Origin of the sequence: Polynucleobacter antarcticus, from assembly GCF_013307245.1 — a bacterium.
GTDB lineage: Bacteria > Pseudomonadota > Gammaproteobacteria > Burkholderiales > Burkholderiaceae > Polynucleobacter > Polynucleobacter antarcticus.
The window spans coordinates 1,339,847-1,365,948 of the sequence record NZ_CP028941.1 but is presented as its reverse complement, the minus strand read 5'-3'; the positions used below and the strand labels follow the sequence as shown (position 1 = coordinate 1,365,948).

Annotated in this window: 34 protein-coding genes; 19 read left to right on the top strand and 15 right to left on the bottom strand. The window is 44.3% G+C overall.

Features of this window, described 5'->3' with window-relative positions:
• Window positions 1–58: 58 nt before the first annotated feature.
• Window positions 59–1,159: an alkene reductase gene (locus DCO16_RS07145; protein ID WP_173943006.1), complete on the top strand. Its 1,101-nt coding sequence runs from the start codon at window positions 59–61 to the stop codon at window positions 1,157–1,159.
• A 44-nt stretch (window positions 1,160–1,203) separates the two neighbouring features.
• On the opposite strand, the gene DCO16_RS07140 is transcribed toward DCO16_RS07145, so the two are convergent.
• The 4 genes from DCO16_RS07140 to DCO16_RS07125 are packed head-to-tail and all read right to left on the bottom strand — an operon-like array spanning window position 1,204 to window position 3,539.
• A complete protein-coding gene (locus DCO16_RS07140; protein ID WP_173941772.1) occupies window positions 1,204–1,386 on the bottom strand; it encodes a hypothetical protein in 183 nt (60 codons plus the stop codon).
• 17 nt (window positions 1,387–1,403) lie between these two features.
• Window positions 1,404–1,595 (bottom strand): hypothetical protein, encoded by a 192-nt coding sequence (locus tag DCO16_RS07135; RefSeq protein ID WP_173943005.1) that lies wholly within the window; start codon window positions 1,593–1,595, stop codon window positions 1,404–1,406.
• A complete protein-coding gene (locus DCO16_RS07130) occupies window positions 1,592–2,431 on the bottom strand; it encodes a bestrophin-like domain (protein WP_254598011.1) in 840 nt (279 codons plus the stop codon). The genes DCO16_RS07135 and DCO16_RS07130 overlap by 4 nt, the downstream gene beginning before the upstream one ends.
• Window positions 2,394–3,539 (bottom strand): alpha-hydroxy acid oxidase, encoded by a 1,146-nt coding sequence (locus DCO16_RS07125; RefSeq protein WP_173943813.1) that lies wholly within the window; start codon window positions 3,537–3,539, stop codon window positions 2,394–2,396. Before DCO16_RS07125 ends, DCO16_RS07130 begins: the two co-directional genes overlap by 38 nt.
• Before the next feature lie 164 nt (window positions 3,540–3,703).
• Here DCO16_RS07125 and DCO16_RS07120 point away from each other — a divergent pair, with 164 nt between their 5' ends.
• Both DCO16_RS07120 and DCO16_RS07115 read left to right on the top strand, forming a co-directional pair.
• Complete coding sequence (locus tag DCO16_RS07120; protein ID WP_173943004.1) at window positions 3,704–4,618, top strand: DMT family transporter; 915 nt, start codon at window positions 3,704–3,706, stop codon at window positions 4,616–4,618.
• 106 nt (window positions 4,619–4,724) lie between these two features.
• On the top strand, window positions 4,725–5,873 hold the full coding sequence (locus tag DCO16_RS07115; RefSeq protein ID WP_173943003.1) for an aminotransferase class V-fold PLP-dependent enzyme: 1,149 nt from the start codon (window positions 4,725–4,727) through the stop codon (window positions 5,871–5,873).
• 69 nt (window positions 5,874–5,942) lie between these two features.
• Here DCO16_RS07115 and DCO16_RS07110 read toward each other — a convergent pair whose 3' ends face one another.
• Entirely contained in the window at window positions 5,943–6,899 is a 957-nt protein-coding gene (locus DCO16_RS07110) for a DMT family transporter (RefSeq protein ID WP_173943002.1), read from the bottom strand.
• A gap of 6 nt (window positions 6,900–6,905) precedes the next feature.
• On the bottom strand, window positions 6,906–7,802 hold the full coding sequence (locus tag DCO16_RS07105) for an NAD(P)H-hydrate dehydratase (protein ID WP_173943001.1): 897 nt from the start codon (window positions 7,800–7,802) through the stop codon (window positions 6,906–6,908).
• Between the two features lie 168 nt (window positions 7,803–7,970).
• Between DCO16_RS07105 and DCO16_RS07100 the strand changes: the two genes are divergently transcribed.
• The 5 genes from DCO16_RS07100 to DCO16_RS07080 all read left to right on the top strand — a co-directional run bounded on the left by DCO16_RS07100 (window position 7,971) and on the right by DCO16_RS07080 (window position 12,341).
• On the top strand, window positions 7,971–8,828 hold the full coding sequence (locus tag DCO16_RS07100; RefSeq protein WP_173943000.1) for an LOG family protein: 858 nt from the start codon (window positions 7,971–7,973) through the stop codon (window positions 8,826–8,828).
• A 45-nt stretch (window positions 8,829–8,873) separates the two neighbouring features.
• Complete coding sequence (locus DCO16_RS07095; RefSeq protein ID WP_173942999.1) at window positions 8,874–9,389, top strand: hypothetical protein; 516 nt, start codon at window positions 8,874–8,876, stop codon at window positions 9,387–9,389.
• A gap of 3 nt (window positions 9,390–9,392) precedes the next feature.
• A complete protein-coding gene (locus DCO16_RS07090) occupies window positions 9,393–10,610 on the top strand; it encodes a BaiN/RdsA family NAD(P)/FAD-dependent oxidoreductase (RefSeq protein WP_173942998.1) in 1,218 nt (405 codons plus the stop codon).
• A 37-nt stretch (window positions 10,611–10,647) separates the two neighbouring features.
• Complete coding sequence (locus tag DCO16_RS07085; protein WP_173942997.1) at window positions 10,648–11,622, top strand: Bug family tripartite tricarboxylate transporter substrate binding protein; 975 nt, start codon at window positions 10,648–10,650, stop codon at window positions 11,620–11,622.
• A 167-nt stretch (window positions 11,623–11,789) separates the two neighbouring features.
• Window positions 11,790–12,341, top strand: coding sequence for a phasin family protein (locus tag DCO16_RS07080; protein ID WP_173942996.1), 552 nt, complete (start codon window positions 11,790–11,792; stop codon window positions 12,339–12,341).
• Between the two features lie 60 nt (window positions 12,342–12,401).
• Here DCO16_RS07080 and DCO16_RS07075 read toward each other — a convergent pair whose 3' ends face one another.
• From DCO16_RS07075 to DCO16_RS07065, 3 genes are all read right to left on the bottom strand, one after another.
• Window positions 12,402–12,593 (bottom strand): TIGR02450 family Trp-rich protein, encoded by a 192-nt coding sequence (locus DCO16_RS07075; RefSeq protein ID WP_254598125.1) that lies wholly within the window; start codon window positions 12,591–12,593, stop codon window positions 12,402–12,404.
• Between the two features lie 17 nt (window positions 12,594–12,610).
• Window positions 12,611–12,814 carry a hypothetical protein gene (locus DCO16_RS07070; protein ID WP_173942995.1) on the bottom strand — a complete coding sequence of 68 codons (204 nt, stop codon included), beginning with the start codon at window positions 12,812–12,814 and terminating at the stop codon, window positions 12,611–12,613.
• Between the two features lie 128 nt (window positions 12,815–12,942).
• The gene (locus tag DCO16_RS07065) at window positions 12,943–14,526 is read right to left on the bottom strand and encodes a rhodanese homology domain-containing protein (protein ID WP_173942994.1); all 1,584 of its coding nucleotides are present in this window, start codon (window positions 14,524–14,526) and stop codon (window positions 12,943–12,945) included.
• Between the two features lie 248 nt (window positions 14,527–14,774).
• Here DCO16_RS07065 and DCO16_RS07060 point away from each other — a divergent pair, with 248 nt between their 5' ends.
• Window positions 14,775–14,963: an Hc1-related histone H1-like protein gene (locus tag DCO16_RS07060; RefSeq protein ID WP_173942993.1), complete on the top strand. Its 189-nt coding sequence runs from the start codon at window positions 14,775–14,777 to the stop codon at window positions 14,961–14,963.
• 80 nt (window positions 14,964–15,043) lie between these two features.
• On the opposite strand, the gene DCO16_RS07055 is transcribed toward DCO16_RS07060, so the two are convergent.
• The 5 genes from DCO16_RS07055 to DCO16_RS07035 all read right to left on the bottom strand — a co-directional run bounded on the left by DCO16_RS07055 (window position 15,044) and on the right by DCO16_RS07035 (window position 18,282).
• Window positions 15,044–15,337 carry a DUF1330 domain-containing protein gene (locus DCO16_RS07055; RefSeq protein ID WP_173942992.1) on the bottom strand — a complete coding sequence of 98 codons (294 nt, stop codon included), beginning with the start codon at window positions 15,335–15,337 and terminating at the stop codon, window positions 15,044–15,046.
• Window positions 15,338–15,380: 43 nt separating this feature from the next.
• Entirely contained in the window at window positions 15,381–16,664 is a 1,284-nt protein-coding gene (locus tag DCO16_RS07050; protein WP_173943811.1) for a DEAD/DEAH box helicase, read from the bottom strand.
• Window positions 16,665–16,791: 127 nt separating this feature from the next.
• Complete coding sequence (locus tag DCO16_RS07045; RefSeq protein WP_173942991.1) at window positions 16,792–17,373, bottom strand: cysteine dioxygenase family protein; 582 nt, start codon at window positions 17,371–17,373, stop codon at window positions 16,792–16,794.
• A gap of 22 nt (window positions 17,374–17,395) precedes the next feature.
• Window positions 17,396–17,827, bottom strand: coding sequence for a YbgC/FadM family acyl-CoA thioesterase (locus tag DCO16_RS07040; protein WP_173942990.1), 432 nt, complete (start codon window positions 17,825–17,827; stop codon window positions 17,396–17,398).
• Window positions 17,824–18,282 (bottom strand): GNAT family N-acetyltransferase, encoded by a 459-nt coding sequence (locus tag DCO16_RS07035; RefSeq protein ID WP_173942989.1) that lies wholly within the window; start codon window positions 18,280–18,282, stop codon window positions 17,824–17,826. Before DCO16_RS07035 ends, DCO16_RS07040 begins: the two co-directional genes overlap by 4 nt.
• Before the next feature lie 206 nt (window positions 18,283–18,488).
• On the opposite strand from DCO16_RS07035, the gene DCO16_RS07030 reads away from it, so the two are divergent.
• Complete coding sequence (locus DCO16_RS07030) at window positions 18,489–19,070, top strand: hypothetical protein (protein ID WP_173942988.1); 582 nt, start codon at window positions 18,489–18,491, stop codon at window positions 19,068–19,070.
• A 50-nt stretch (window positions 19,071–19,120) separates the two neighbouring features.
• Here DCO16_RS07030 and DCO16_RS07025 read toward each other — a convergent pair whose 3' ends face one another.
• The gene (locus DCO16_RS07025) at window positions 19,121–19,945 is read right to left on the bottom strand and encodes an ABC transporter substrate-binding protein (protein WP_173942987.1); all 825 of its coding nucleotides are present in this window, start codon (window positions 19,943–19,945) and stop codon (window positions 19,121–19,123) included.
• An 84-nt stretch (window positions 19,946–20,029) separates the two neighbouring features.
• On the opposite strand from DCO16_RS07025, the gene DCO16_RS07020 reads away from it, so the two are divergent.
• The 9 genes from DCO16_RS07020 to DCO16_RS06980 all read left to right on the top strand — a co-directional run bounded on the left by DCO16_RS07020 (window position 20,030) and on the right by DCO16_RS06980 (window position 26,084).
• Complete coding sequence (locus tag DCO16_RS07020) at window positions 20,030–21,055, top strand: substrate-binding domain-containing protein (protein ID WP_173942986.1); 1,026 nt, start codon at window positions 20,030–20,032, stop codon at window positions 21,053–21,055.
• 22 nt (window positions 21,056–21,077) lie between these two features.
• Complete coding sequence (gene modA / locus DCO16_RS07015; protein WP_173942985.1) at window positions 21,078–21,857, top strand: molybdate ABC transporter substrate-binding protein; 780 nt, start codon at window positions 21,078–21,080, stop codon at window positions 21,855–21,857.
• 63 nt (window positions 21,858–21,920) lie between these two features.
• A complete protein-coding gene (locus tag DCO16_RS07010) occupies window positions 21,921–22,325 on the top strand; it encodes a c-type cytochrome (RefSeq protein WP_173942984.1) in 405 nt (134 codons plus the stop codon).
• Between the two features lie 147 nt (window positions 22,326–22,472).
• Window positions 22,473–23,165 carry a fumarylacetoacetate hydrolase family protein gene (locus DCO16_RS07005; RefSeq protein ID WP_173942983.1) on the top strand — a complete coding sequence of 231 codons (693 nt, stop codon included), beginning with the start codon at window positions 22,473–22,475 and terminating at the stop codon, window positions 23,163–23,165.
• A 36-nt stretch (window positions 23,166–23,201) separates the two neighbouring features.
• Window positions 23,202–23,360, top strand: a complete 159-nt coding sequence (locus tag DCO16_RS07000) for a DUF5993 family protein (RefSeq protein ID WP_173942982.1) — start codon at window positions 23,202–23,204, stop codon at window positions 23,358–23,360.
• An 8-nt stretch (window positions 23,361–23,368) separates the two neighbouring features.
• Window positions 23,369–23,932 carry a disulfide bond formation protein B gene (locus DCO16_RS06995; protein ID WP_173942981.1) on the top strand — a complete coding sequence of 188 codons (564 nt, stop codon included), beginning with the start codon at window positions 23,369–23,371 and terminating at the stop codon, window positions 23,930–23,932.
• A gap of 15 nt (window positions 23,933–23,947) precedes the next feature.
• Complete coding sequence (locus DCO16_RS06990) at window positions 23,948–24,955, top strand: tripartite tricarboxylate transporter substrate binding protein (RefSeq protein ID WP_217426641.1); 1,008 nt, start codon at window positions 23,948–23,950, stop codon at window positions 24,953–24,955.
• Window positions 24,956–25,052: 97 nt separating this feature from the next.
• Entirely contained in the window at window positions 25,053–25,559 is a 507-nt protein-coding gene (locus tag DCO16_RS06985) for a hypothetical protein (RefSeq protein ID WP_173942980.1), read from the top strand.
• 27 nt (window positions 25,560–25,586) lie between these two features.
• Entirely contained in the window at window positions 25,587–26,084 is a 498-nt protein-coding gene (locus DCO16_RS06980; RefSeq protein ID WP_217426640.1) for a glycine zipper family protein, read from the top strand.
• Window positions 26,085–26,102: the final 18 nt, after the last annotated feature.

The window sequence follows — 26,102 nt, the reverse complement described above, 5'->3', positions numbered from 1 at the left end:
ATTTTTCTTACTCAGTCGTATTTATAGTAATTTAAATAATAAAAATAGAGAGCTTGTGATGTCCGGAAAAGAAATGATGTTTACCCCTGTTAGGCTTGGCTCCATTGAGCTAAAGAATCGCCTTGTGATGGCGCCTTTAACCAGAATGCGTGCAATTGCTGGTGATGTGCCTAATCCTTTGGCTCAAGTCTATTACAGTCAAAGAGCGGGAGCTGGACTCATTATTACTGAGGCAACACAAATTTCCCCCCTCGGTATGGGCTACCCCGCCACCCCCGGAATCTACTCTGCGGAACAAACAGCAGCTTGGAAGAAGATTGTCGAAGCGGTGCATGCTCAAGACGGTAAGATCGTTGCGCAGTTGTGGCATGTTGGACGCATTTCTCATTCATCTTTACATCCTGAGCAGGGTCTGCCGCAAGCCCCCTCTGCAATAGCGCCTTCTGGCCAAACATATGGCGCCGATTGGAAGCTGCATCCTTATGAAATACCTCAGGCAATGACTCTGGAGGATATTGCTCGCTTAATCAAAGAGTTTGCAGTGGCTTCACAAAATGCAAAAGTAGCTGGTTTTGATGGTGTAGAGATTCATTCAGCAAATGGCTATTTACTAGATCAGTTTTTGCAGGATAAAACCAATCAACGAAATGACCAATATGGTGGTTCAATTAATAATCGTTTGCGCCTATTAGGTGAAGTGATTGAGTCGGTTGCAACGGTATTCCCAAGCGATTGTATTGGTGTGCGTTTATCACCTTATGGAAGCTTTAACGATATTAGTGACAGTGATCCAATCAGCTTATTTAATGCTGTGATGCAAAAGCTCAATACCTATCAACTGTCATACGTGCATATGATTGAGCCACGGTCTACTACTGCTGGTGGTAATGACCAAGTCGACACAGAGGCGCCGATCACTTCAGAGATATTTCGGGCTGCTTATCAAGGTAAATTCATTAGCGCAGGCGGCTATGATCAAGCGATGGGTGAGGCTGTCCTAGAGGCTGGGCTAGCAGATGCAATTGCATACGGACGTTTATATATTTCTAATCCAGATTTAGCAGAACGCTTCAAGCAAGGCGCTGCACTGAATGCCTATGATCGCGCTACCTTTTATGGCGGAGCTGAGGCAGGGTATACCGACTATCCAGCACTCTAGATATCAATAGATTAAGACCGCTCTCGAAAGTTAGTGAGGGGGTCTTATTTTTTATCTTCCGGGTCTTTCAGCAGATCGTAGTGATTGGCAATGAGTAATAGAGCTATTGATGCACAACCCATAGCAAAGAACTGCCATTGGTTAAGCATAGCTGTTCCAATAACAGTCATCAAAATTGTCCAACCAATTGCCATCTTGGCTTTTTTGCTGAGGGGTTTCATAATCACAGAAATTAGTAAAAATATTACTTTACTGAGAGTCTAGCCTTAGCGCTGAGCTCATTCATGGGCCCCCGTTTATCAAGCTGTGAGAGCCTAAGGGCCTCTGCTTCAAAATCAACCTGGGCTGGGTGGAACTCAATGTTTCCTAAATGGATGACGTAAGTCCACACGAGTTCACGACCACGATTTTTATAGATATCGACAATACGTTTCATCTTGGAGTGCCTATTGAAAGTACGCTACTATTTTGCATACTGATATTCTGTTTGAGATCGATTAAGTTACGAGGCTCAATGCGAATAATTCCGCCTCTAGGGCTATCAATATCTGCTATCAAGAAAAAGGCAACTGAAATCATAATCGGGAAAATCATGAAGAGGCTAATATTATTTTTAAAATTTCGAGCACCAAAGCCAACTAACATATTGGCACTGATCGCTATAGCCCCCATGAGCCACCATGCTGCTCTCGGGATCCGATTCCACCAGGCTGCTTGCGTATAGCCTTGGGTGTTAATCACATCATTCATTCCTGAGACAGCGAGTGCAATCGTGGGACTAGGCTGCATACGTGCCGCAGTAAGCACTTCGTTCCATAGTGCATTTTGTAATTCAAGTGTGCGCTTCGTAATCTGCTTTGCGGTTTCTTGATCTTGCTTGGAATAAAACAAAATACGCTGATCAACATAGTCATTTAATAAAGCTTTTACAGCCTCTGCATTTTTACTTGGCAATAAATCTGATCGCAGAAACTCAGTGCCAATCGCATTCGCTTCGGCTTCTTCATAATTTTGTCGCAGGTCATACCGAGCAATCGACATTGAAAATGTAAAGCCAATAATCAATGCAAGTAGCGTCAAAGTTGCAGACTGAATGATGCCTAAGTCTGAAGATGTCTCAGTATCCTTAGTGCGGAAGCGACTCAGTACTATATTTCCAAACCATACAGATGCAGAGAGCGTTAGTACAGAAAGAAAAAAAACGAGTAGAGGCGAATTGGCTAAATGTGGAATATTAAAAAGTTCCCGGATATAAAATATCTTTAGTGACATTCTGGATATCACGGTGTCCTGTGAAGGCCATAGTAATATCCAACTCCTTATGAATAATTTCTAAGCACTTGGTCACTCCCGCTTCACCCATAGCGCCTAAGCCATAGAGAAAGGGTCGGCCAATAAGGGTGCCGCGAGCACCCAGTGCCCAGGCCTTTAATACGTCTTGTCCTGAGCGAATGCCGCCATCCATCCACACTTCAATGTCATTGCCAACAGCATTAATAATTCCCGGTAGCGCATGAATAGTAGAAACAGCGCCATCTAGTTGACGACCACCATGATTAGAAACAATTAAGGCATCAGCGCCAGAGTTGGCAGCTAGGCGTGCATCGTCTTCATCTAAGATGCCTTTAATAATGAGCTTTCCGCCCCAGAGCTTTTTAATCCACTCTACATCGTCCCAGCTCAAGCCGGGATCAAATTGTTCCGCAGTCCATGAGGACAAGGATGACATATTGCCCACTCCAGTAGCGTGACCGACAATATTGCGGAAAGTTCTGCGTGGAGTCATTGCCATACCCATACACCAGCGAGGCTTCGTCATCATATTGATGATGTTAGGAATAGTGAGCTTGGGTGGTGCTGATAAGCCGTTTTTTAAATCTTTATGACGCTGACCCAAAATTTGGAGATCCAACGTTAACATTAGTGCTGAGCATTTAGCTGCTTTGGCACGCTCAATCAGACGCTCAATGAAGCCACGGTCTTTCATGACATAGAGCTGAAACCAAAATGGCTTAGTGGTTCTTTCAGCAACGTCCTCTATAGAGCAAATACTCATGGTGGACAAGCAGAAGGGTACGCCAAACTTTTCAGCTGCTTGGGCTGCCAAGATTTCACCATCAGCACACTGCATCCCTGTTAGCCCTGTAGGTGCTAAGGCAACAGGCATGGCAACCTCTTGACCAATCATTTTAGTCTTCGTGGTCCGATTAATCATGTTGACAGCTACGCGTTGCCTGAGTTTGATTTTTTGAAAGTCAGACTCATTGGCTCGGTAGGTGGATTCTGTCCACGAACCAGAGTCCGCATAGTCATAAAACATCTTCGGGGTGCGTTTTTGGTGTAATACTCTTAAGTCTTCAATATTGGTAATAATTCCCACTTGATACCCTTTCTGTTGCCATATCTTTACGGCTAAAACTTCATTAAGCTCTATCTTAGCAACCTTAGCGATCCTAAACATTTGTTTTTACAATGCCTAGGTAATTACCCACATGAGATGCTCTGAATACCCTCTAATTCACTTAATTTGCTTGCCGACCCTAAATGTCCCAATTGACCCTCAGAACGACTACCTACCTATTGATTGCTACGGCCTTATGGGCTGGTAATGCAATTGCGGGTAGGGCGCTAGTAGGCAGTGTCTCGCCGATTACCTTGAGTGCAGTACGTTGGGGTTTAGCAGCCTTGATCTTACTGCCCTTTGGCTGGCAGATTTTTAAGCCTGGTAGTGAGTTGTGGCAATACAAAGGCCGCTTTTTACTTTTAAGTCTTTTTGGCGTTGGCAGCTATAACGTCCTACTTTATTTAGCTTTGCAGACTTCAACTGCGATCAATGTAACTTTAATTGGCGCTAGCATGCCGATGTGGATGCTATTTATCGGCGCAATTTTTTATCAGACGCGACCCACGCCGCTTCAAATGGTCGGTGTCTTAGTTTCTTTATCGGGAGTCATCATCGTATTGACTCGCGGTGAACCTACAAGCCTCTTAAATATGCAGATCATGATGGGCGACTTATTTATTATGCTTGCCACCATCTTGTGGGCGTTGTATAGCTGGATGATTGGACGACCGGGTTCTAGTTCAGAGCGGCAATGGCCATGGGCTCAATTTCTATTGGCACAAGTGATGATTGGTTTTTTATGGACTATGGTTTTTGAGGGTGCTGAAATAGCCTCTGGCAATGCTTTTATTGTCGTTGATGAGCTGACTGCACCATTAATTATTTTTGTAGCCATTGGCCCATCTTTAATTGCCTATCGCTGTTGGGGTCTCGGAGTTGCTGGGGCAGGTCCAACTGTAGCGGCATTTTTTGCCAACTTAATTCCTTTATTCACTGCCGTATTTTCAGCGGCAATCTTAGGTGATCCCCCGCGGGTATTTCATGGGCTGGCTTTTATCTTAATTGCCGTCGGAATTTTGGTGTCCTCCTCCAAACGCCTTAGCGCTTCAAGCTAAAATGCCCTCAAATCCCCTTTGAATCCTGTTTTCGGCAGGTTGATACACAAATAGTGCTAAATCGGTATCATTTAAGGTCATTCTTACGATTTATTAGGAAATTACTATGCCAGGTTTATTGCCCAATGTTGATCCAGACGGTCTCTTAGAGTTCTCTGTGGTGTATACCGATCGATCTTTAAACCATATGTCTGAAGAGTTTAAAAAAGTGATTGTCGATATATCTAGCGTCTTAAAAGATGCCTATAACGCTAGCTCCGCAGTGATTGTTCCTGGTAGCGGCACATTCGGCATGGAAGCCGTTGCTCGTCAATTTGCCAATAATCAAAAGTGCCTCGTATTGCGCAATGGTTGGTTTAGTTACCGTTGGACGCAAATCTTTGATATGGCCAACATTACCCAAGACGTTCATATCATTAAGGGTAGGCAATTGGACGATAGCACCCAGGGTGTATTTGCACCTGCGCCGATTGAAGAGGTGGTTGCCTATATTAAAAAAGAAAAGCCTGCTGTCGTTTTTGCTCCGCATGTAGAAACTTCCGCTGGAATTATTTTGCCTGATGACTATCTCAAAGCAGTGGGTGATGCAGTTCATTCAGTGAATGGCTTATTTGTACTTGACTGTATTGCTTCTGGTGCTATGTGGGTAGACATGAAAGCCTGCAATGTTGATGTCTTAATTACCGCGCCACAAAAAGGCTGGAGTAGCTCACCTTGTTGCGCTCTGATTGCGATGAGCGAGCGTGCTCGTACTCGGATTGACAGTACGCAAAGTAGCAGTTTCTCGATCGATCTGAAGAAGTGGCTCCAAATTATGGAAGCCTATGAAAAAGGCGGTCATGTGTATCACACCACTATGCCTACAGATGCATTGAAGATCTTCCGTAATGTTATGAAAGAGACCCAAGCCCTAGGATTTGCATCGCTCAAACAAAAGCAGCAAGAGTTGGGCGAAAAGGTTCGTGCTTTATTGGTCTCCAAGGGCTATCACTCAGTTGCCGCTAAGGGCTTCCAGGCTCCTGGTGTAGTAGTAAGTTACACCACTGACCCTGAGATTCAGTCGGGTAAAAAGTTTATTGCCCTGGGTTTACAAACTGCTGCCGGTGTTCCCTTGCAGTGTGATGAAAGACCAGATTTCCGTACCTTCCGAATTGGCTTATTTGGTTTAGAGAAATTAGCAAACATCGATCGTACGATGAGCCATCTTGAGAAAGCTTTGGAAAAGATTACTGAGGAAGAAGCTCAGCCAGCATAATTTTTTTATTGAAGCACACCTTAAAAGGCCGTCTTTAGACGGCCTTTTAAATTACAGGAGTATGGTTTCTCAGTCTAAATGCTTAGAGGGGATCAATTCTGTATTCGGTGCTGAGGGGTCATTACGTACTAGCAACCACATCGCGCCCATCACCAAACCCATCCCCCCAATTTGCAACCAGGTAATCGGCTCTGATAGAACAACCCAGCCCATAAAGAGGGTAGAGACAGGTCCCAGAATACCGGCCTGAGCAACCAAAGGTGAGCCAATTCGGTTGATGGCCATCATGATCAAAAGCATCGGTATAACGGTGCACACACTCGCATTAATTAAACTTAGCCAGTAAATTTGAGGCGTTTGGGTAAAGACTGCGGCTGGATCATAGATCAAAATTTGAATCACACTGAGTAGGGCGGATGCTGAGCTCGCGTACACCACCAATCGCACGCTACCCACTCTTTTAACCATTTCGCCTGAGCCAATCATATAGATGGCATAAGAACATGCACTAGCAAATACCAGGGCCATACCTAACAATGCCATTGAGCCAGATGCGCTAGCATCTTGAATGAATACTACGATCACTCCAAGGTAGCCAACAGCTAATGCATACCACTGAAGTCGGCTGATGGATTTTTTTAAAACAAAATAGGAAATCAGCAGCACGATAGTTGGGGTTAGGTAAAGAACGATACGCTCTAGGCCTACTGAAATGTACTGAAGACCCAGAAAATCAAGGTAACTAGAAAAAAAGTAACCCATAAATCCCAAGAAAAATATTTTGATATGGTCTTGTAATACTAGCGAGCTCATTGCTTCTTTACGCGCTTGCCACCAGTAAATCCCCCAAAAAAGTGGCAGAGCCATCAGCATTCTTAAGGCGATCAGTGTTTCCGCTGTAGCACCATGAGTAAAAGCAAGTTTTACTAAGATCGCTTTTCCAGAAAATAAAATCGACCCAATACCGGCCATGCAGATGCCGTAAAAATAATGGCGGTGATGAATACTTAATTCTTTTGAATGCATGCTAATTTATAACAGTTTATTCAACAGGCTTCGCATTTCAAAAATGACTTCTGTTGGTGTAAGCCCAATGGGGCCGACTTGTTTGGCAACCAGACTATCCGCGGCAGTGGCATGTAATTGCACTCCAATACAGCTTGCTTCCCAAAGATCAATATGATGGGCGATGCCTTGGGCTGCGATTGCACTAACACTACCAGTCAAGACGTCCCCCATCCCCCCTACGGCCATACCAGGATTGCCTTGCTGACATAGTAATACTGGCTGCGTGGGTGAGGCAATCAAACTATGTTGCCCCTTTAGTACAACAATAGAATGTGTTAAGTCCACGAGCTTCATTAATGCGCCCAATCGATCAGCCTGTATCGTTTGGGCAGTCGTATTAAGGAGGTTTGCAGCTTCGCCCGGATGAGGGGTTAGCACACTCATACCTGGAAACTCTAGATTGCGTTGTTTGAGAAGGTCTAAAAATTGAGGGGTATCTGCAATTAAATTCAGGGCATCTGCATCGATGACTAGGGGGATCTGTGGGTATTGCAAGACCGCACCAAGCCATTCTTTTGCAAGCGCAGAGAATCCTAAGCCCGGGCCAATCGCAATTAAATCGGGAGCAGTCTTTTGTAATTGATCTTTTGCATCAAAACTGGCTAAGCGTACCATGAGCTCGGCCTGCTCAGAAGAAGCATGGGCTGTGGCAGGATCGAGCATCTCCAGTATCGTCCAGCCTGCTCCGAGATGCAGGGCAGCATTGCCCGCAAGAATAAGCGCTCCAGCCATACCAGGGGCGCCCCCGATCAGCAGTACTTTGCCAGCATGACCCTTATGCTCAGCAGGTGCTCGTTTTAGGCGTCTGATGAGTGCTAAAGAATCTAAAGGGGGAGTAGCAGGGTGCGAAGGAAAGGGCATATCAGCAGTATCGCTCTAATTGAATAATGATGAAAAGGTGCGCCTTCTCTATTTCTCTATACTTGTTATGCTAGCTGTAGAGAGATACAGTGTTAAATAATAGTAAACAATTTATCGCTATTTATTAGGCTTACAGCAGCATAAGGCCAATTTTTAAAAGGTTGTGACATGAGCCCAAAGCTCCCTGAAAATAATTCCCAAACTATTACAGATTATCTCAATCATCAGAAGAGTCTAATAGCAGAAGATGAGTCTGAGGATTCCTATAAATTTGCCTTTGATGATGAAGATTTTTTATTGCGACGAGAGACTCTTGGCGTGCGTTTTCAGTTGGAATTATTAAAGCCAGAAATTTTGCTGCATGAGCAGGGGATTGAACACACGATTACCGTATTTGGTTCCACCCGTTTCGTGAGTTCTCAGGTCGCACAAGAAATGGAGCGGAGTGCTAAATCACCAGAGGCATTAGCAACAGCTCAAAAGGCTTTACTACATTCGAAATACTATGATTCAGCTAGAGAGTTCGGTAGTCTTGTAGCTAGCTATAACGCCTCTCAATTTGAAGCTCGCAATAAGCTGCATATTGCTACGGGCGGCGGTCCTGGAATTATGGAGGCAGCTAATCGCGGTGCATTTGAAGCTGGGGATAAATCCATCGGTTTTAACATTAGCTTACCTCGAGAGCAGCACCCTAATCAATATCTTACGCCAGGGCTAAGCTTTCGTTTTCATTATTTCGCTATTCGTAAGATGCACTTCATGCTGCGAGCTAGAGCAATTGTCGCCTACCCGGGCGGCTTTGGTTCATTTGATGAGCTCTTTGAAGTACTCACCTTGATGCAGACCAAGAAAGTAGTGCGCTTCCCCATCATCTTGGTGGGGCGTGACTTTTGGTGCGAGACAATTCGTTTTGAAACGATGCTTCAAAATGGCGTCATTGATCAAGAGGATATGAACTTGATTCATTTTGTTGAAAATGCCGAGTCTGCCTGGCATGTTATTCAAGACTGGTATCAGTTAGCTTAACTGATTGCGTCTATAAGATCTGTAAAATAAGCTCAAAGGCCCAGAATGACCATATCTAACACTATTAATTTTTCGACCGAATTAGATTTACCGGCCTACTTATTTGGCATTGCCATGCTCTTGATCGTGATGTTAATTCATGGATTGGCGTTGCTTCAGATTGCCAAGCGCTACGAGGTGAAAACCTTTCTATACATGTCAGAGCATCAATATTCCTCGGTCGGCTTTGTTTTTTACATCAGTATTCTGTGTCTTTTTCTGGTCCATATTTTTGAAATCATTCTTTGGGGGGTAGCTCTTTGGGGTTTCAATCTTTTACCTAGTTTGAGTCAAAGTATTTTATTTAGTGGCAGCACCTACACTGCTATGGGTTTTATGGATGATCTCCTGCCTAATGGCTGGAAAATGCTTGCTGTCATTATTGCTTTTTCTGGGATGTTCGCATTTGCGTGGACTGCATCGGTGATGATTTCCATGACTAAAAATTTTCGTCAGGCTTATACGCGTTCCCATATGCAAAAACTGAAGATTTCTCCCGAAGTCATTGAGCGTTTTAAATAAGTTATGAATAAAATATGGGATGCCATCATTATTGGTGGTGGTGCTGCTGGTTTATTTTGCGCTGGAATTGCTGGTCAGCGTAATAAAAAGATATTGGTGCTCGATCATGCAGAGGTATTAGGTGAAAAAATTCGGATTAGTGGTGGGGGTAGATGCAACTTCACGAATCTGAATACGAGCCCATCCCATTTCTTATCTCTCAATCCCCATTTTGTAAAAAGTGCTTTAGCCCGCTACCCCTCTTCTGCATTTATTAAGCTAGTTCAGTCATATCGAATTGCCTATCATGAGAAGCACCAAGGTCAATTATTTTGCGATGAGTCTGCTAAACAAATTATTGACATGCTATTCAGCGAGTGTGCCAAAGGGAATGTGCTGATTCGGCATCCTGTCATCGCGGAGTCGATCTCTCATGAATCAGAACAATGGGTAGTTAAAACTAATAATGGCATTGAGCGATCAAGGTCCGTTGTAATGGCGACGGGTGGTTTGCCTGTCCCTGCAATCGGTGCTACAGCTTACTCATTAGATATTGCCAAACAATTTCAATTGAATGTGATTGATCCTCGTCCCGCCCTAGTGCCACTCTCATTCACCTCAGGTGAGTTTGAAAATCTGGTTGAACTTGCTGGCTTGAGCTTGCCCATTCGGATTGCCGCTGGATCTAAGGGTAGTCGTTACGGTGCTTGTCACTTTCATGAAGACTTACTCCTTACCCATAAAGGATTATCAGGTCCTGCTGTGCTGCAGGCAAGTAGCTACTGGGTAGAGGGCGAGACTATTCAGATTGATTGGTTGGGAGCGGCCGGGGTCAATGGCGACTTGAGTTGCGATGAAGTTTTTAATGATGAAGAGAATCGCTTGAAATCGACAGAAAGTATTCTGGCATCTGTCATGCCGCAGCGTCTTGCAAAAGCATTTGCAGAGCAAAAAAATCTGTTAGGCCGTAAGTGGGCCGAAGTATCCAAGAAGGATCGCCAGGTACTAAAAGAGCTAATTAGCCACTGGTCCGTTAAACCCGCGGGCACTCTGGGTTGGAAAAAAGCAGAGGTGATGCTTGGCGGTGTTGACACCAAAGAGCTTGATGGCCAAACAATGATGGCACGTAATCACTCTGGACTGTATTTTATTGGGGAATGTGTCGATGTCACCGGTCATTTAGGGGGACATAACTTCCAATGGGCTTGGGCAAGTGGCTTTGCTTGTGCACATGCACTTTGAGATAATTTGTCTAATATCTTGTTAGTAGGAGATTTTCATGCGTAACGCGAAAGCATTTTGTTATTTTCTTATTACCCTCCTGAGTGTTATATCGATTCAGAGTGCTCAGGCTGCATACCCTGATAAACCTATAAAAATCATTATTGGCTTTCCTGCTGGCGGCCCTCTAGATGCTCATATGCGACTGCTGGTCGAAAAACTACAGTCCTCTTTAGGTCAAACAGTGATTGTCGATTACAAAGCCGGAGCAGGCGGAACCGTTGGCGCTCAATTTGTAGCCCAATCACCGCCCGATGGCTATACGCTGTTATTGGCCAATACAGGCACTATGGTTATTAATCCAGCAATTTATACAAAATCTTCCTATGACACCCTCAAGGAATTTCAGCCTATAGCCAGAACAGCGCAACAACCCCTTGCCTTGATTGTGAATAAAGATGTCCCCGTGCAATCTCTGAAAGAATTGATCGCTTTTGCAAAAGCCAATCCTGGTAAATTAAATTATGGTTCAGCCGGAAATGGTGGTATTTCACATCTGGTTCCTGAGATGCTAAAAAATGAGACGGGAATATTTATGGTGCATATCCCGTTTAGAGGTAGTGCCCCAGCTTTTACTGATCTGATTGCTGGCCATGTGCAGTTTATGGCTGAGTCAGTACCTCAGGCTGCAGCCTACGCGAAACAGGGAAAGGTAAAGGCCTTAGCAGTAACTAGTGCAAAGCGAAATCTAGCATTGCCGAATACGCCTACGGTAATAGAAACAGGCGTTGCTAATCTAGAGATTGTTGGTTTTTATGGCATATTGGCGCCAAAAGGAACACCCTCTGAGGTTGTTAATAAATTAAGTCAAGCCTTTAAAGATACCCTGGAGTCTTCAGAGATTCAAAAGAGAATGATTGAGCAAGGCGCTGATCCAGCTTATCTGAATGCTGAGCAATTCACTAAATTTTTAGCTAGTGAGATGCCCCGCTGGGCTAAAGTAGTAAAGCAGGCTGGGGCAAAACTAGATTAATTTAATGAATAATGCCCATGAGTTAGTTTGTTTTTTACTTTGTAACGAAGCTGAAGAATAGCTCTGCTAGATTCAGCAGTATTGGCAAGCTTCAAAATTGGGTATAGAGTTGTAAATAAGACGCAAAAAATTAGTTTATTCACTTAATTTCACAGAAGGAGAAAACAATGGATCAGAAAGAAATTCAGGCCTGGCAACAAGCAAAAGCAAAAGAGTTGTTTGCTTATTCACAAAAACTGATGGATGCAGCAAAGGATTTGGCTGAGCATCATATGCAAGAAATGCAATGGGGCATGAAAAATGCGATGGAGAGTGTCAAGTCTGCTGCCAAAAGCGATTTAGAGCAGTTAAAAGATTTGCAAGAAGAGGCAACTAAAGAAGCTGCCAAGCGTGCTACGACTTATCAGAAAAAAGTCAAAGCTGTACTCAAAGGACTTGGTGACGATGCAGCTGACGAAACCGAAAAGCATCTAGAAAAAGTTCGCAGTTCATTGGTGAGCTGGTTAGAGGATGCTGAGAGTAAGATTCCTGGTCATGCAGATAAATTGTCGAAGGTTGTTCACGATATGTCTACTGCTGGACAGAAAATGTTTAAAGAGGGTAGAAAAATTGTGAATCAAGTGGCAGACGCCGCAGAAAAAAATGTGGATGAGCATGTGAGGCAATCTTCTGCCTACGAAAAAGAAAACAAAGTAATTTGCTTTCAAGATAAATCGTAGCATTCTGAAGTTAAAAGTAGTCAAAGCCGCCCAGTGAGTTTTGTAAATGGGGCGGCTTTTTTACACCCAGCCTTGTAGCCATACCTCCTGATTCATGAGCTCTCTCCAGTGAACGGTCTGAGTATGATGATCAAAGACAGCTTCTAACTCTACGAATTCAATGGCTTGCTCAGGTAAGTCAGGAAGAATGACTTTACTGACTAAAAAATGTTTTCTTTTTTGGCTAGGATGCGCTGCAGTCCACTTGCTCAGGAGTAACTTTTTAGGGCTTACGGTATTGATTTTTTTAGTAGGGCATTACATTGGTACTCATTGCCATCGCTGATTAATTGCCCAGTACTAGGAGTAAATCTCTTGCTGGCATCCTGAATTAATAGCAGACACTTTAGATCAAAATAACTATTTGGCCCTAGACTACCGCAATAATCGAACTCACGATCCTGAAATTGCATCTGCGCTTTTTTGATGATCATAGTAGATTTTTCCCCAGCTACATTCTTACAGATCCAAGTGGTGTAATTGTTTCGCTCACAAGCAGTTAGCCCCAGCAAGAGGCTTAATATGATCAGTAGTCTTCGCGGAGCAGTCATGCGATTGATTTTTATAAGACCCAAAAGTGATGAGTACCATCCTTGCCTAGCTGTGCTACTAGACCGTATTCCCAATCTAAATATGCTTGCATGGCCGCAGGTTTAACACTAGTGCCTTCGTACGGGCGCTTATAACGATCGAGCGGAGGTGATGCTAAATGGGTCTCCCCTTTCTCTAATTCAAAGCCTGCCTGAGTCCAGCCTTCATTACCTCTAGATAAAACGAACACTGCTGCTTTAGTCAGGCTCTGTATTTCATGGGCGGCATATAGTGCGAGATCACCCTTAGTACTAGTTAATACGTAACGATTAGCATTGGGAAGCTTTTCAAGAGCTTGAGTAAATTCTGAGCGCAAGGCATACCAGCTCCCCGCAATATGACCCTTGACATAATTAGCATGGGTGCTGAGGTCTATGACAATAGTTGTGTCTTTATCTTGTAACCACTGTGCGGTTGTTTTAGCATCTACCGATTGAACCTGAGGAGTTACTGGAAGAGTGGCGCTCCATGATCCCTTCTCGGTCAGATCGGTGATCTTCAAATCATCAAGAACGTAAACATCCCATGCCATTTGTGCAAGCCAGGAGGCAGGCATATTGGCTCGCACTCCGCTAGGGTCCATCAACACAATACGTGCACCACGAACTGGCGCTACCATTTCTGTTTCTTGAACTAATTGACCGCCCGGTACGGATCGAAACCCTGGTAAGTGACCAGCTGCATATTCTTCAGGAGTGCGAGGGTCAAAAAAGTAAGTGGTGCGCTCAGTTTGCAATTTCCACTTTGCAATATCACTCATCGTTGCGCGCTTTACCCCAGCAGCGTCTGCAACATTGCGGGCACGCTGCGCTGCCTGTTCAGTAGTGATATCACTTACATCGTTAAATTTTCGACTTTGACCCTGATCTAATGTTTGACCAGCCAAAGTCCAGCCAATAGTGCCATTCCGTAGCGCGCTCACTGGATTGGGGATGCCCGCATTAATCAAGGATTGTGTGCCAATAATGCTGCGGGTTCGGCCGGCGCAATTGACGATGATTCTAGTATTAGGGTTAGGTGCGATCTCAGGAACTCGCAGTACAAGCTCTGCTCCTGGTACGCTGATTCCCGTTGGAATACTCATAGTGTGATATTCATCAAAGCGGCGTACATCAACCACCACTACATCTTCTTGATCGTCTATGAGTTTTTTTACTTCCTCAGCGGATAGGGATGGAGTATGTCTTTTAGATTCAACAAATTCCCCAAACGATTTACTAGGGACATTGACATCTTTAAATACTTCCCCACCAGCAGCCTTCCAGGTCTTTACCCCTCCATCAAATATGGATACATCAGAGTACCCGAGTTCAGAGAGTCTTAGAGCTGCTAGATGCGCATGTCCTTCACCATCATCTAATGTAACGATAGGCACATCTTTTTTGGGCAACTTGGAAAATGCATCTACCTCTATGCGGGAGAGGGGGAAGTTCGCTGCAAACAAGGGATGCTCTTGGGCATGCGGACCTTCTTCGCGAACGTCTAAAAAAGCAATTTCCTCTTTGTTTACTAATTTATTTCTGACAAATGCGTAATTTTGATTTTTGATGGACATAGGTTCTTTTTAAGGGTTTGGTGGGGGTCAGCCCTACAGGGTTTAAAGTGCTTAATCCTTGATAAAAAAGCCTATTTATGGCGCTTAGTGTGGTTTAAAACGTACTTAAAGTGATGTTCACTATTTTGGAGGATTTTAGTCATCTAAGAGTTTTCCCTAGTACACCCCCTGAATTTCATGACTTTTTATAGGGATATACTCATTTGGAGTCCTAAACTCGCATATTAATCAGAAACAGGAGAGATCAGATGTCACAACACGATACATTGTTAGCTGCTTTTGAAACATACAAAGCAGAAAATGAAAAGTTTATTGAAAAAGGCGTTAAAGCATCTGCTGCACGAGCACGTAAAGCGCTTCAAGAGATTGCCGGTGCTTGTAAAGAGCGTCGTAAAGAAATTACTGCTGCTAAAGAAGCGATGGAAGCCAAGAAGTAATTCTGATTTCCTAAACGAGATATCAGGCCTAGCTCTCACAAGGAGCTAGGCTTTATTTTTATCTACGATTCTCTCAGGAGTTAAGGTTCAGGATTAACAGAAAACAAGGTAAGTTTCATAGCTTGATGGCGTATTGCTAACAAGCTTTGGTACTCAGGACTGCTTACCCAAGTCTGCGCCAATGCGGTATCAGGAAACTCGAGTTCTACGTAAGCACTAAATGGCGTACATTCCAATTCATTCCAATAGATCGCCTCTACCGACCCTCGGGAAGTGATCTTGCCCTGATAAAGCGCAACAGTTTCCCCCACTTGAGATCGATATTCCTCAAAGGCACTTGGATTGCTAAGCTGAATTAAACCAATTACTTTCATGATGACATTCCCAATAAATTATCTAGCAAGCATCAAGTATTTTTTATCTATTGAAGCTTCGCTTAGGAGCACCAGTGCGTTTAGCGGCTGGCTTGCGCCCACCCTCACTACTACCGCCACCAGTCCGAGGTTTTCTAGATTGCTGATGTTGCTGGCTTCTGAGCTGAATAGGTTGTGCCACTGCATTAGGGTCAGGCTCAAATCCTACAATGACTTCTTGGGGAAGTTTTTGTTTGATGAGTTTTTCAATATCTCTGAGCATTTCATGTTCGTCTACACACACTAAGGAAACTGCAACGCCATTAGATCCGGCTCTACCCGTACGACCAATGCGGTGAACATAATCTTCTGAGACATTTGGTAAGTCATAGTTCACGACATGGGGCAGTTGATCAATGTCAATTCCGCGTGCAGCAATATCCGTTGCTACTAAGACGGTAATTTTTTCAGCCTTAAAGTCAGCCAACGCTTTAGTACGCGCACTTTGACTCTTATTCCCATGAATGGCCATACTAGTGATGCCATCTTTTTCCAATTGAGTAACTAATTTATTAGCACCATGCTTAGTACGCGTAAAGACCAGTACCTGTTGCCATTGATTGGTCTTAATAAGATGTGCTAGAAGAGGGTGCTTCTGATTTCTATCAACTGGATGGATTAATTGGGCAATCGCTTCGTTGGCACTATTGCTACGCGCAACTTCAATCAGTTCTGGGGCATTTAATAAGCCATCAGCCAGAGCTTTAATTTCAGTAGAAAAGGTTGCGGAAAATAGTAGGTTCTGACGCTTCTTAGGAAGTGCAGCTAAGATCTTTTTAATATCCCTTAGAAAGCCCATATCTAGCATGCGATCTGCCTCATCGAGTACTAGAATTTCAATCGCACTAAGAGATACGCAATTTTGTGACATCAGATCGAGTAGACGACCTGGTGTGGCTACCAGGATATCAAGTCCTGCAGCAATCGCTTTAATTTGAGGATTGGCACCTACGCCTCCAAAGATCACGGTTGACTTTAGTCCCGTATATTTGCCGTAGGTCACTACGGACTCTTGTACTTGGGCGGCGAGCTCACGAGTGGGCGTCAATATTAATACCCGTAATACGCGTTTACCGCTGCCAGTGACAGGCGCGCTGATTAAGCGCTGCAAAATCGGCAAGGTAAAGCCTGCCGTTTTACCAGTGCCTGTTTGGGCAGCTGCGAGTAAATCTCCCCCCTTTAAAACTGCAGGGATGGATTTTGCTTGAATGGGAGTGGGGCTGGTATAGCCTTCTTCATTAATAGCACGAAGAATGGATTCTGATAAACCGAGATCTGTAAATAACATAGGGGCCAAATAGATATTGGCCCGTATTCAATTAAACGACTATCCCGGCCAATGGGGTGAACTGCTACACGCACTGTGTTTGCAGGAAGAATCTTATTTTAAGCTATCTACGCAATGACTCGGTAAATTAGGTGCCGGTATGCCATAGGTTCGGAGTAAAAGCATTGGCATAGCCCGAGATAAATTGTTTTTGCTGTCCAGTCTTAATATCAAACACAGCACGCTCAATACGTCCAATATTGCCCCCATATACATGAATACTGATTGAGGTTTTATCGCTTGAATTGTTCACCACTGCATGAATATCATGGGTATTGGGAGACACCGTTTCTACTTGCCCGGGGTGGCAGATCGATGATTCACCTGCTTGATAGCTTCCGTCTTGTTGCTGGTAGTAATTAGTACCGCATTCTTGCCCACGTAACTGCCCAATCATTCCCCAAACTGTATGGTTATGGACCGGCGTTTTTTGATTAGGGCCCCAAACAAAGCTTACGACCGAGAAACGGTTCATAGGATCGGCATACAGTAAATATTGCTGATAATAATCTGGGTGCGATTTTGATAGGGCCTCAGGTAACCAATCATCGACTGCAATCAACTCTTCTAGCAATTTCTTGCCCTGAGAGAAAATGATTTTTTCACTTGGATGTGTCTCTAGTAGTTGAGTGAGTTTTTGAACAAAGGTGAGCAGTTTGCCTTCTTGCATAAGTATTTCCAAAAATATTGAGTTATGGATTGATCTGGAAGAGCCAGTCAGGTAAGCCTTTAGGCTTCAGAGTCTGGGTATCAACACAAACAATATGCAGTACGGCACTCGCAACTAATTCTGGCTCGCAATCACCGCTTGCAGCATTGTTAATGCGCGTTGCAGTCTGCTGAACGGTGATTTGTGTACGCCCACGCTTTTCTATCAACTGATCGATACTTAAGAGATCATCTAAGCGACCGGGTTTATGAAATTTCATGGATAGCTCGCGCACCGGTAATAGGATGCCGAATGCATTCACTAAATGCGAGGGACTAAGGTCACGTTGATAGAGCCACTGTGCACGACTGCGCTCGAAGATTTCAAGATACCGCGCATGGTAAACAAATCCTGCTGCATCTGTATCAGAGTAACAAACGCGAAAAAGAAAGGGGGTATCAACAATCTGGGTCATGGTTTATAGGTTGAAGGAAAGAGATTGAACATCATATCGCGATGCGTAATCCCTGCCTCATCGTAAATAGCTCCATGAGCGATAAAACCAGATTTTTCGTAGAACGGAATAGCGGATAACTGAGCATGCAATTCAAAATGAGTAATGCCCCGATCCCGGCCTTCTTGTATTAAGCGCTGGAGTAGCTGCTTACCCATATTTTGCTTGCGATACTGGGGCAATATCGCCATCCTGCCGATGCGCCCAAGAGGGACTATCCTCGAGCCAGTATTGAGGGGGATAAGACGGCCTGTGCCCATACATTGTGATTGATGGTAGACCAATGCATGCAGGGCAATCGGGTCAAATTCATCGAGCTCCAACTCCTCTGGAACCCCTTGTTCTTCAATAAAAACAGTTCTGCGGATGAAATAAGCTTCATCTTGGGCTTCTGGCCAGGTTTTAATGAGGATCACCTCGCCATCCTACACCTTCGGTTTGCATTCAATGCTTGACTCTTTTAGCCTCATTTTGGGTCATATGTCTAAGTTGGACATTAGCTATAGGGTTCATAAAGAATATACTTCATTGATGTAGCAGATGCATGGCTAGTGTGGCTCACGAGTTGATTGGCTTGCAAACCTTCTGCATGCCCCAAAACCCCTCTTATTAAGGAATGATCTTGAAGAAAACCATACTTGCTACATTATTTGCTTCTATTGGCCTAGTTGGCGCTAGTGCAGCGTTTGCCCAAGCACCAGCCAAAATGCTACCCCTGGCTGCAGAAGTAGTTGTTTTAACTGCAACTGTTGATTCAGTTGACGCAAAGAAGCGCATTGTGGTGTTAAAGGATGCTAATGGCAATTTAGCGCAAATGAATGTTGCCAAGCAAGTCAACGACCTAGATAAGGTCAAGAAGGGCGATCTGTTTGTAGTTGAGCATGCTCAAGCGATTGCAGTAGGCCTGGTAGCAGCGCCTAAGGATGCAAAACCTGGTGTTTCAGGTGTGCGTTCAGTAGTAATGTCTGGCAAAGGATCTGTAAAGCCATTTGAAGAAACAACCGATACTGTCTATGCAACCGTTAAGATCACCACGATTGATGCAAAGACTCGTGTTGTGACTTTCACATTACCATCGGGTGAAAAGCAAAGAGTAAAAGTTGATCAAAGCGTTCTCGGTCTTGAGAAATTCAAGGCTGGCGATGATGTGATGGTCGAGTTTGTGGATGACACAGCGATTGGTTTTGTAACGCCAAAGAAATAATGCATTAGCAATAGCACTAAAAAGGCTCACAATGTTGTGAGCCTTTTTTATTATCTCTTGGCATTAGGAAAGAACAGCTGTTCCCCACCAATTTGGTAGGTTGCAATTACTTCTTGTCCGTTCTTTGAAGTGATCCAGTCAATAAAGGCTTGTCCCTCTGCTTTTTTGATATGGGGAAATTTTGCCGAGTTCACTAACATGACGCCATATTGATTGAAGAGCTTTGGGTCTCCTTGAACAAGAATGGTCAGGTCGCCACGATTTTTGAACGAGAGCCAAGTAGCACGGTCTGCCAAAATATAACCATTCATAGCGGAGGCAGTATTTAACGCAGGACCCATTCCAGATCCAGTTTCTTTGTACCAGCTTGTTCCTGGGGCAATAGCAATACCAGCATCTTTCCAGTAACGTAATTCTGCCGCATGGGTGCCACTCTTGTCGCCACGAGAAACAAAGGGGGCTTGCGCTGCAGCCATTTTTTGAAATGCTACTTTAATATCTTTGCCACCCGCAATTTTGGCAGGGTCAGATTTAGGTCCAAGCAATACAAAGTCGTTGTACATCACTTCATTCCGTTTGGTTGCAAAGCCTTCATTTACAAACTTCACTTCTGCAGGACTGTCATGCACAAACACGATATCAGCATCGCCACGGCGGCCAATATCTAAAGCTTGACCTGTGCCAACAGCGACAACTTTGGCATCAATTCCGGTTTTCATTTTAAAAATTGGGAGTATGAAACCAAATAAGCCAGATTGCTCTGTAGAGGTAGTCGATGAAATGATGATGCTTTTTTCTTGAGCGATTACAGGTCCACATAGTAGTGCTACGGTAGTTGTTGCTGCTATGAATAGTCGATTGAATGCGAGTTTCATATTATTTAGTCTCCAGGGGGTCTGTTCGGTTAACATTTGTCATGTTACTTAACATCAATATGCAAAAAATTACATATTAGAAATATGAGAATTCAGATTCGACCTACCTTAGTGTTTGGCAGTAAAAATGCCAAAGACCCCACTGTATTGGATTTAGTGTGGCTATCAGGCTTGCTAAAAGATATTGATCAAGGGAAGACCTTGGTATCTGCTTGCAAAAAAGCAGGGCTTTCCTATCGCAATGTTTGGCAAAAACTCAATGATGTTGAGCTAGCTCTAGGCTTTAAGTTAATTGATCGGGTGAGAGGGCATGGATCACAGCTTTCTGAGTACGCCCAATACCTTACTCAATTTATTGATGATTTTGAGCAAAAAACAGCTCGACTGGAGCAAACTAGCCTTGCACATCTCGAGGAAGGTTTTGCCCAATTTAGATTGAGTACAAAAAGACAATGGCGGTTTGCTAGTAGTAGCGACCCGATCATTCAAAAATCTATATTAGACATTGATGGTTTTGAATTAATTACCGCAGGCTCTGGTGAGGCCTTAGAGCGTCTGTTTAATTATGAGGTGGATGTTGCAGGCTTTCATATTTCTGATGCAAGTAGTTCTAAGATCATTTCTCAGCGCTTGAAAAAAGAGGGTATGCAGTTGTTGCCAGTCATGCAGCGCATACAAGGCATGATGGTTACTAAAGGTAATCCACTGAATATCATTTCTTTAAAAGATCTATTGCGCCCCAAAATTCGTTTTATTAATCGACAGAAGGGATCGGGGACAAGGCTCTTATTAGATACGATCATGAAGCAAGAAGGCATGGATTCAAAGGCGATCAAGGGTTATGAAAATGAAGAATTTACACACTCGGCTATCGCCATGGCTATCTTGGCAAAAAAAGCCGATGTGGGAATGGGTGTAAAGAGTATTGCCCTTGAAAATGGCCTAGATTTTATTCATTTAAAAGATGAAATTTTCTTTCTTGCTATGGGTCAAGACTTTGCTAAAAATAAAGACCTTACTAAGCTGGTTCGGAAGATTCAGAGGCTCTCTCGTGAAATGCCGGGATACAAGCCGATCGGCTTAAAACAAAAAACGGCTGCTTGGCTATAAACTGAGCTTCATGAAAACGTTAATGCCTATCCCTCTGAGATACAGGATATCGGCATGTTTCTTTTTATTGCTTGGGCTTTTATTGAGCGCTCAGGTTCATGCCCAAACGATTACCGTAGCAGTGGCAAGTAATCTCAAGCCTGCTTTCGAGGAAATACATCAACAGTTTAAGCAATTGCCAGGCTCTCACCAAGCTATGCGCATTGTTTACGGCTCCTCCGGAAATCTGGCAAGCCAGATGAAGCAGGGCGCTCCATATGACTTATTTATTTCCGCTGATGAATCTTATCCTTTGCGCTTAGCAGATGAAGGTGTCACACGGGACCGTGGAGTGATTTATGCCTATGGCCATCTGGCGCTGATGACAAATACGGCAGCTGGGCTGAGTTTGAGCTCTGACCCAGAGCAGATTAAAAGACTGCTGAAGAATGCCAAAAAGATCGCTATTGCTAATCCAGAATTGGCCCCTTATGGCAAAGCATCCGTTCAATATCTCAAGGCAATCAAAGTCTGGAATGAGGTTAAAGATCGCTTAGTACTGACGGACAATATTTCCATTGCTGCGGTCTATGTCAGTACAGGTGCATTAAAGGTGGGCTTGACTGCCTTATCGATAGCAAAAGCCCCTGAATTAGCGGCCACGACGCAATATATTGCACTTCCTGATGATCTGTATGAGCCTATTCGTCAACGCACGGTCTTAAAAAAGAACCCACCCCCAGCAGCCATTGCTTTGTATGACTACCTTCAGAGTAGCGCAGCAAAACAAATCCTTGTTAAAAACGGGTATACGATTCCCTAAAGCAGTGATCTCCAATTTAAGATACATTGTGATGATTCATTCTTTATAAAAATATGACCCCTTATGAAACTCTCATTCTCACCCTCGCTGCCACTCTTAACCTTCGCTATTGCCCTAGGTTTTAGTTCTGTTGCTGTTGCTAATTCCGGCGAAGCAACATACAAACAGGTTTGCGCTTCCTGCCATGGATCTGGTGTTCTGAAATCTCCTAAGCTGGGTAATAAGGCTCAGTGGGCGCCCTTAATTGCAGAAGGGCAGGTTACTCTGACTGCGCATGGTTATGTTGGCGTCAGGAAGATGCCCGCTAAAGGGGGCAAGCCCGATCTCTCTATTGAGGACTTTGCGGATTCCGTAGTCTATTTAGTGAATCAGTCAGGCGGTAATTGGAAATCGCCCGATGCAAAAATGCTGCTTGCTATTAATAAAGAGGTTGAGGCACGTAAAGCGGGTTTAAATAAGAGTAAATAATAAAAAGCACGACAGTGCTAAGCTGCTTTAATCCCCGAGGTATTGCCTCACTCGATCGTCCCTAATGTCATAATAAGTCGATTATTCAGCTCTACTTTTGACATTTATCTGCGTTTGAAAACAGACCCCTCATTTAAAAGGCCATTTATGAGCACAGCATACGTTATTGATCCCCCCGTCACACCATCACTTCCGGTAGTGGGCGATACCCGTCGTTTTGCTGTCAATCGTATTTACTGCGTAGGGCGAAACTATGCAGACCACGCACGTGAAATGGGGCATGATCCAGATCGTGAGCCCCCCTTCTTTTTTATGAAACCTGCGAACTCCATCGTGACAGATGGCAAAGACATGGAGTATCCCAACCTGTCGAATGATGTCCATCATGAAATCGAGATGGTGGTAGCCATTGGCAAGGGTGGAAAAAATATTTCTGCTGATACAGCACTTGAGCATGTGTATGGTTACGGCGTAGGTCTGGATATGACGCGCCGTGATTTACAAGGTGAAGCTAAAAAAATGGGCCGTCCATGGGATACCGGTAAAGCTTTTGATCAGTCTGCACCGTGTGCTGCTATCACGCCTGCTACTGTGTGCGGTCATCCCAATAAAGGTGCCGTTAAACTCCTGGTCAATGGTGAAGTGCGCCAAGAGGGTGATCTCAATCAGTTAATTTGGAATGTACCCGATACGATTGCATATCTCTCTACTTTATTTACGCTTGAGCCAGGTGATCTGATTTACTCAGGAACGCCTGCGGGTGTTGGCCCTGTAAAGAAGGGTGATGTTTTAGGGGGTTTTGTAGATGGATTAACCCCACTGAAACTAAAGATTATCTAAATGAGGTAACACGTCCTACTGCGATAAAATGACCTGATGTACATGTTCCTTCCTTTTCTGACTGCTTTTATTGGCCTAATGTTGGTATGGTTTGAGAAACGCTTAGCAGGCTTGGTCATGCTAGCAATCACTGTCGGTATTTTGATTTTCTGGTTTCGTATTCATGCGACTACTCATCTCAATATTAGTTTGTAATTAATTTCATGAGACAGCACTCCTTTCCCTCATTTGCCGCTCTTGGCAATCAGTTGGCATTGCTCGCCATTGTTGGTATGTTGTCTTATGCTTTTATAGATCAGATTTACTTTGGTGAGTTGCCTTGCCCTTTATGTTTAATGCAACGTATTGGTTTTGTCATTATTGGCTTTGCGTTGGTCTTGAACATTCGCTGTGGCGCTTATTCCTCACATTATGGCTGGGGAATTATTGGCGGTCTAGTCGGTATGATGGTTTCTTTACGGCAGGTGCTGCTACACATTGCACCGGGTGATTCAGGATTTGGTGCAACCTTTTTAGAGTTGCATTTTTATACTTGGGCCTTTCTTAGCTACGTTGGCCTTTTAGCTGGTTTGGCTATCTTGCTTATGCTACCGAATGGAGCTGTCCGCTCACGCTCTGTAATCGCTAATAGTTTGGTGATTACATTCATCATATTAGTCTTAGCAAATGTCATTTCCACCTTACTAGAGTGCGGTGTTGGCCCTTGTGCTGATGATCCCGTGCGGTACGAGGGATGGATTTGGTTACGCTCCCGCTTTGGTTTGTAATTTGGTGTGGCCTGCATGATGCGCTTCACTTCCACGGTGCTCAAGCCCCTATTTATTTTGTTGGCTACTATTGCCATACCTGTACATGCGCATGCGCAAGTACTGAAAGCTAACTCATCTGTATGGCCTAAGCAAGCTATTCGGATTGTGGTGACTTTTACGCCTGGGGGTGCGCCAGACATTTTGGCGCGCGTGCTAGCTGAGAGTTGGCAGCAAAGTTTGGGTGTGCCAGTGCTGGTAGAAAATCGCCCTGGATACGGTGGCAATATTGGTGCGGATATTGTGGCTAAGAGTGAGTCCGATGGCTATACATTGCTGATCGGTACAGTGGGTATTCATTCGATTAACGGGGCCCTGTACGAGAAGTTACCGTTTCATCCAATTCATGATTTCACACCGATTAGTTTTTTGGCTAGCACCCCTAATGTATTGGTAGTTAATAAACGGCTTGGTGTGAATAATCTGCCAGAACTCATTGAGCTAGCGAAGTCAAAGCCCAATGAGCTTACTTTTGGTTCCTCGGGTGTCGGCACTTCATTGCATATGTCTGGTGAGTTACTAAAAGAGATGACGGGTGTGCAAATTCGGCATATTCCTTACAAGGGCAGAGCACAATCTCTACCAGACCTAGTGAGCGGACGGATTTCAATGCTCTTTGATAATCTTTCCTCATCCTTGTCTTTGATCAAAGCAGGTGAGATTCAGGCAATTGGAGTAACGAGTCTCAGGCGATCCCCCGCTGCCCCGGACATTCCGACAATGGCAGAGCAAGGTTTGCCTGGATTTGAAGCAATCTCTTGGTTTTCATTGATGGCGCCTGCCAATCTTCCTAGTAACTTACAGCAACGTTTAAATACCTTAACCCGCCAAACACTTAATCAAGCAGATGTTAAAAGTAAATTGCTGGCTAGCGGTTTAGACCCGGCACCAGGAAGCCCCCAAGAGCTCTCTAAACTGATCCAAGCGGAGAGTGCTAAATGGGGTAGAGTGGTGTTGAGGTCTGGCGCTAAATTAGAGCCTTAATGTGCACAGGGTTTTAATAAAAAAAGTAGCATTCTTGTCAGCTTGCATCAAGATCAAGCGTTATAAATGGTAGAAGGCATCCAAAAGGGAGTCCGCTATGAGTATCAGAGATATTTTCTTTCAGATTCGATATCGCAAAAACAATCTACTGCTTAGTGGGCTGATAGCTATGTTCATTAGTGCAATGGCTTTACCAAGCACCGCTCAAGCAGGTAATATTGGCTGGTCTGTTTCAGTAGGTGGCGGGAACGGCTATAGCGGGTACAACGGCGGTTGGCGCCCGGCAGCCTACCCTGGATTTTATGGCTCCGGTTGGCGAGGTGCTTATGGGCCTAGTTGGAGGGGTGGCTACTATGGTCCTGGGTATGCATATCCAAATGCCTACCCATTTGTGACAGGTTTTTATTCCCCACCAGTAGTTTATGTAGCGCCTCCCCAACAACCCTTGGTGCTGGCAGCTCAGCCTCAACCCCCAGTATGGTATTTTTGTGAAGCGAGTGGGCAGTACTTTCCGTATGTACAAAACTGCGCTTCTGCTTGGCAAATTCAGCCCGCAACACCTCCATCTAGTAATGTAGCGCCTCAACAGCGTTCATATAATTAACGATTTTTTATAACCATGAATAGCATCATGACAAAAGGATTACCCATGAAACGTGTTGTACTGACTCTCGCCATCGTGAGTGTTTTGGCTGCTTGCGTCTCCGCACCCACTGGACCCACTATTGCCGTTATGCCGCGTGAAGGAAAGCCTTTTGAGGTGTTTCAGCAAGAAGATCAGCAGTGCCGAGAATTCGCTACAAATGCCGTGAAGGACACTAGTAACGCTGCTCTGAAGGAGGGTGCTACTAGTGCAGCGATTGGTGCTGCTTTAGGTGCAGCAGCAGGGGCTGTGATTCAGGGGGGTAGCAGTCAAAATATTGGTACTGGTGCAGGTGTTGGTTTACTCGGCGGGGCTGCTATTGGTGCTATGAACTCTGCTGGCAAACAAAACCAAGCTCAAACCCAGTACAACATTGCTTATCAGCAGTGTATGTACTCTAAAGGCAATCAAGTGCCTAGTTATCCTGGATCAGGTAGTGGTCGAAACTTTAATCCACCTAGTAGTGGATTTAAGCCTATCCAGTAAAACTTCGCCTTATCTGTT

Bases quoted from the DNA above. Each gene is read 5' to 3' on its own strand.
- DCO16_RS07145 (WP_173943006.1), top strand. From the start codon at position 59: ATGTCCGGAAAAGAAATGATGTTTACCCCTGTTAGGCTTGGCTCCATT.
- DCO16_RS07135 (WP_173943005.1), bottom strand. From the start codon at position 1,595: ATGAAACGTATTGTCGATATCTATAAAAATCGTGGTCGTGAACTCGTG.
- DCO16_RS07130 (WP_254598011.1), bottom strand. From the start codon at position 2,431: ATGTCACTAAAGATATTTTATATCCGGGAACTTTTTAATATTCCACAT.
- DCO16_RS07120 (WP_173943004.1), top strand. From the start codon at position 3,704: ATGTCCCAATTGACCCTCAGAACGACTACCTACCTATTGATTGCTACG.
- DCO16_RS07115 (WP_173943003.1), top strand. From the start codon at position 4,725: ATGCCAGGTTTATTGCCCAATGTTGATCCAGACGGTCTCTTAGAGTTC.
- DCO16_RS07110 (WP_173943002.1), bottom strand. From the start codon at position 6,899: ATGCATTCAAAAGAATTAAGTATTCATCACCGCCATTATTTTTACGGC.
- DCO16_RS07105 (WP_173943001.1), bottom strand. From the start codon at position 7,802: ATGCCCTTTCCTTCGCACCCTGCTACTCCCCCTTTAGATTCTTTAGCA.
- DCO16_RS07100 (WP_173943000.1), top strand. From the start codon at position 7,971: ATGAGCCCAAAGCTCCCTGAAAATAATTCCCAAACTATTACAGATTAT.
- DCO16_RS07095 (WP_173942999.1), top strand. From the start codon at position 8,874: ATGACCATATCTAACACTATTAATTTTTCGACCGAATTAGATTTACCG.
- DCO16_RS07090 (WP_173942998.1), top strand. From the start codon at position 9,393: ATGAATAAAATATGGGATGCCATCATTATTGGTGGTGGTGCTGCTGGT.
- DCO16_RS07085 (WP_173942997.1), top strand. From the start codon at position 10,648: ATGCGTAACGCGAAAGCATTTTGTTATTTTCTTATTACCCTCCTGAGT.
- DCO16_RS07080 (WP_173942996.1), top strand. From the start codon at position 11,790: ATGGATCAGAAAGAAATTCAGGCCTGGCAACAAGCAAAAGCAAAAGAG.
- DCO16_RS07070 (WP_173942995.1), bottom strand. From the start codon at position 12,814: ATGATCATCAAAAAAGCGCAGATGCAATTTCAGGATCGTGAGTTCGAT.
- DCO16_RS07065 (WP_173942994.1), bottom strand. From the start codon at position 14,526: ATGTCCATCAAAAATCAAAATTACGCATTTGTCAGAAATAAATTAGTA.
- DCO16_RS07060 (WP_173942993.1), top strand. From the start codon at position 14,775: ATGTCACAACACGATACATTGTTAGCTGCTTTTGAAACATACAAAGCA.
- DCO16_RS07055 (WP_173942992.1), bottom strand. From the start codon at position 15,337: ATGAAAGTAATTGGTTTAATTCAGCTTAGCAATCCAAGTGCCTTTGAG.
- DCO16_RS07050 (WP_173943811.1), bottom strand. From the start codon at position 16,664: ATGTTATTTACAGATCTCGGTTTATCAGAATCCATTCTTCGTGCTATT.
- DCO16_RS07045 (WP_173942991.1), bottom strand. From the start codon at position 17,373: ATGCAAGAAGGCAAACTGCTCACCTTTGTTCAAAAACTCACTCAACTA.
- DCO16_RS07040 (WP_173942990.1), bottom strand. From the start codon at position 17,827: ATGACCCAGATTGTTGATACCCCCTTTCTTTTTCGCGTTTGTTACTCT.
- DCO16_RS07025 (WP_173942987.1), bottom strand. From the start codon at position 19,945: ATGAAACTCGCATTCAATCGACTATTCATAGCAGCAACAACTACCGTA.
- DCO16_RS07020 (WP_173942986.1), top strand. From the start codon at position 20,030: ATGAGAATTCAGATTCGACCTACCTTAGTGTTTGGCAGTAAAAATGCC.
- modA (WP_173942985.1), top strand. From the start codon at position 21,078: ATGCCTATCCCTCTGAGATACAGGATATCGGCATGTTTCTTTTTATTG.
- DCO16_RS07010 (WP_173942984.1), top strand. From the start codon at position 21,921: ATGAAACTCTCATTCTCACCCTCGCTGCCACTCTTAACCTTCGCTATT.
- DCO16_RS07005 (WP_173942983.1), top strand. From the start codon at position 22,473: ATGAGCACAGCATACGTTATTGATCCCCCCGTCACACCATCACTTCCG.
- DCO16_RS07000 (WP_173942982.1), top strand. From the start codon at position 23,202: ATGTACATGTTCCTTCCTTTTCTGACTGCTTTTATTGGCCTAATGTTG.
- DCO16_RS06995 (WP_173942981.1), top strand. From the start codon at position 23,369: ATGAGACAGCACTCCTTTCCCTCATTTGCCGCTCTTGGCAATCAGTTG.
- DCO16_RS06990 (WP_217426641.1), top strand. From the start codon at position 23,948: ATGATGCGCTTCACTTCCACGGTGCTCAAGCCCCTATTTATTTTGTTG.
- DCO16_RS06985 (WP_173942980.1), top strand. From the start codon at position 25,053: ATGAGTATCAGAGATATTTTCTTTCAGATTCGATATCGCAAAAACAAT.
- DCO16_RS06980 (WP_217426640.1), top strand. From the start codon at position 25,587: ATGACAAAAGGATTACCCATGAAACGTGTTGTACTGACTCTCGCCATC.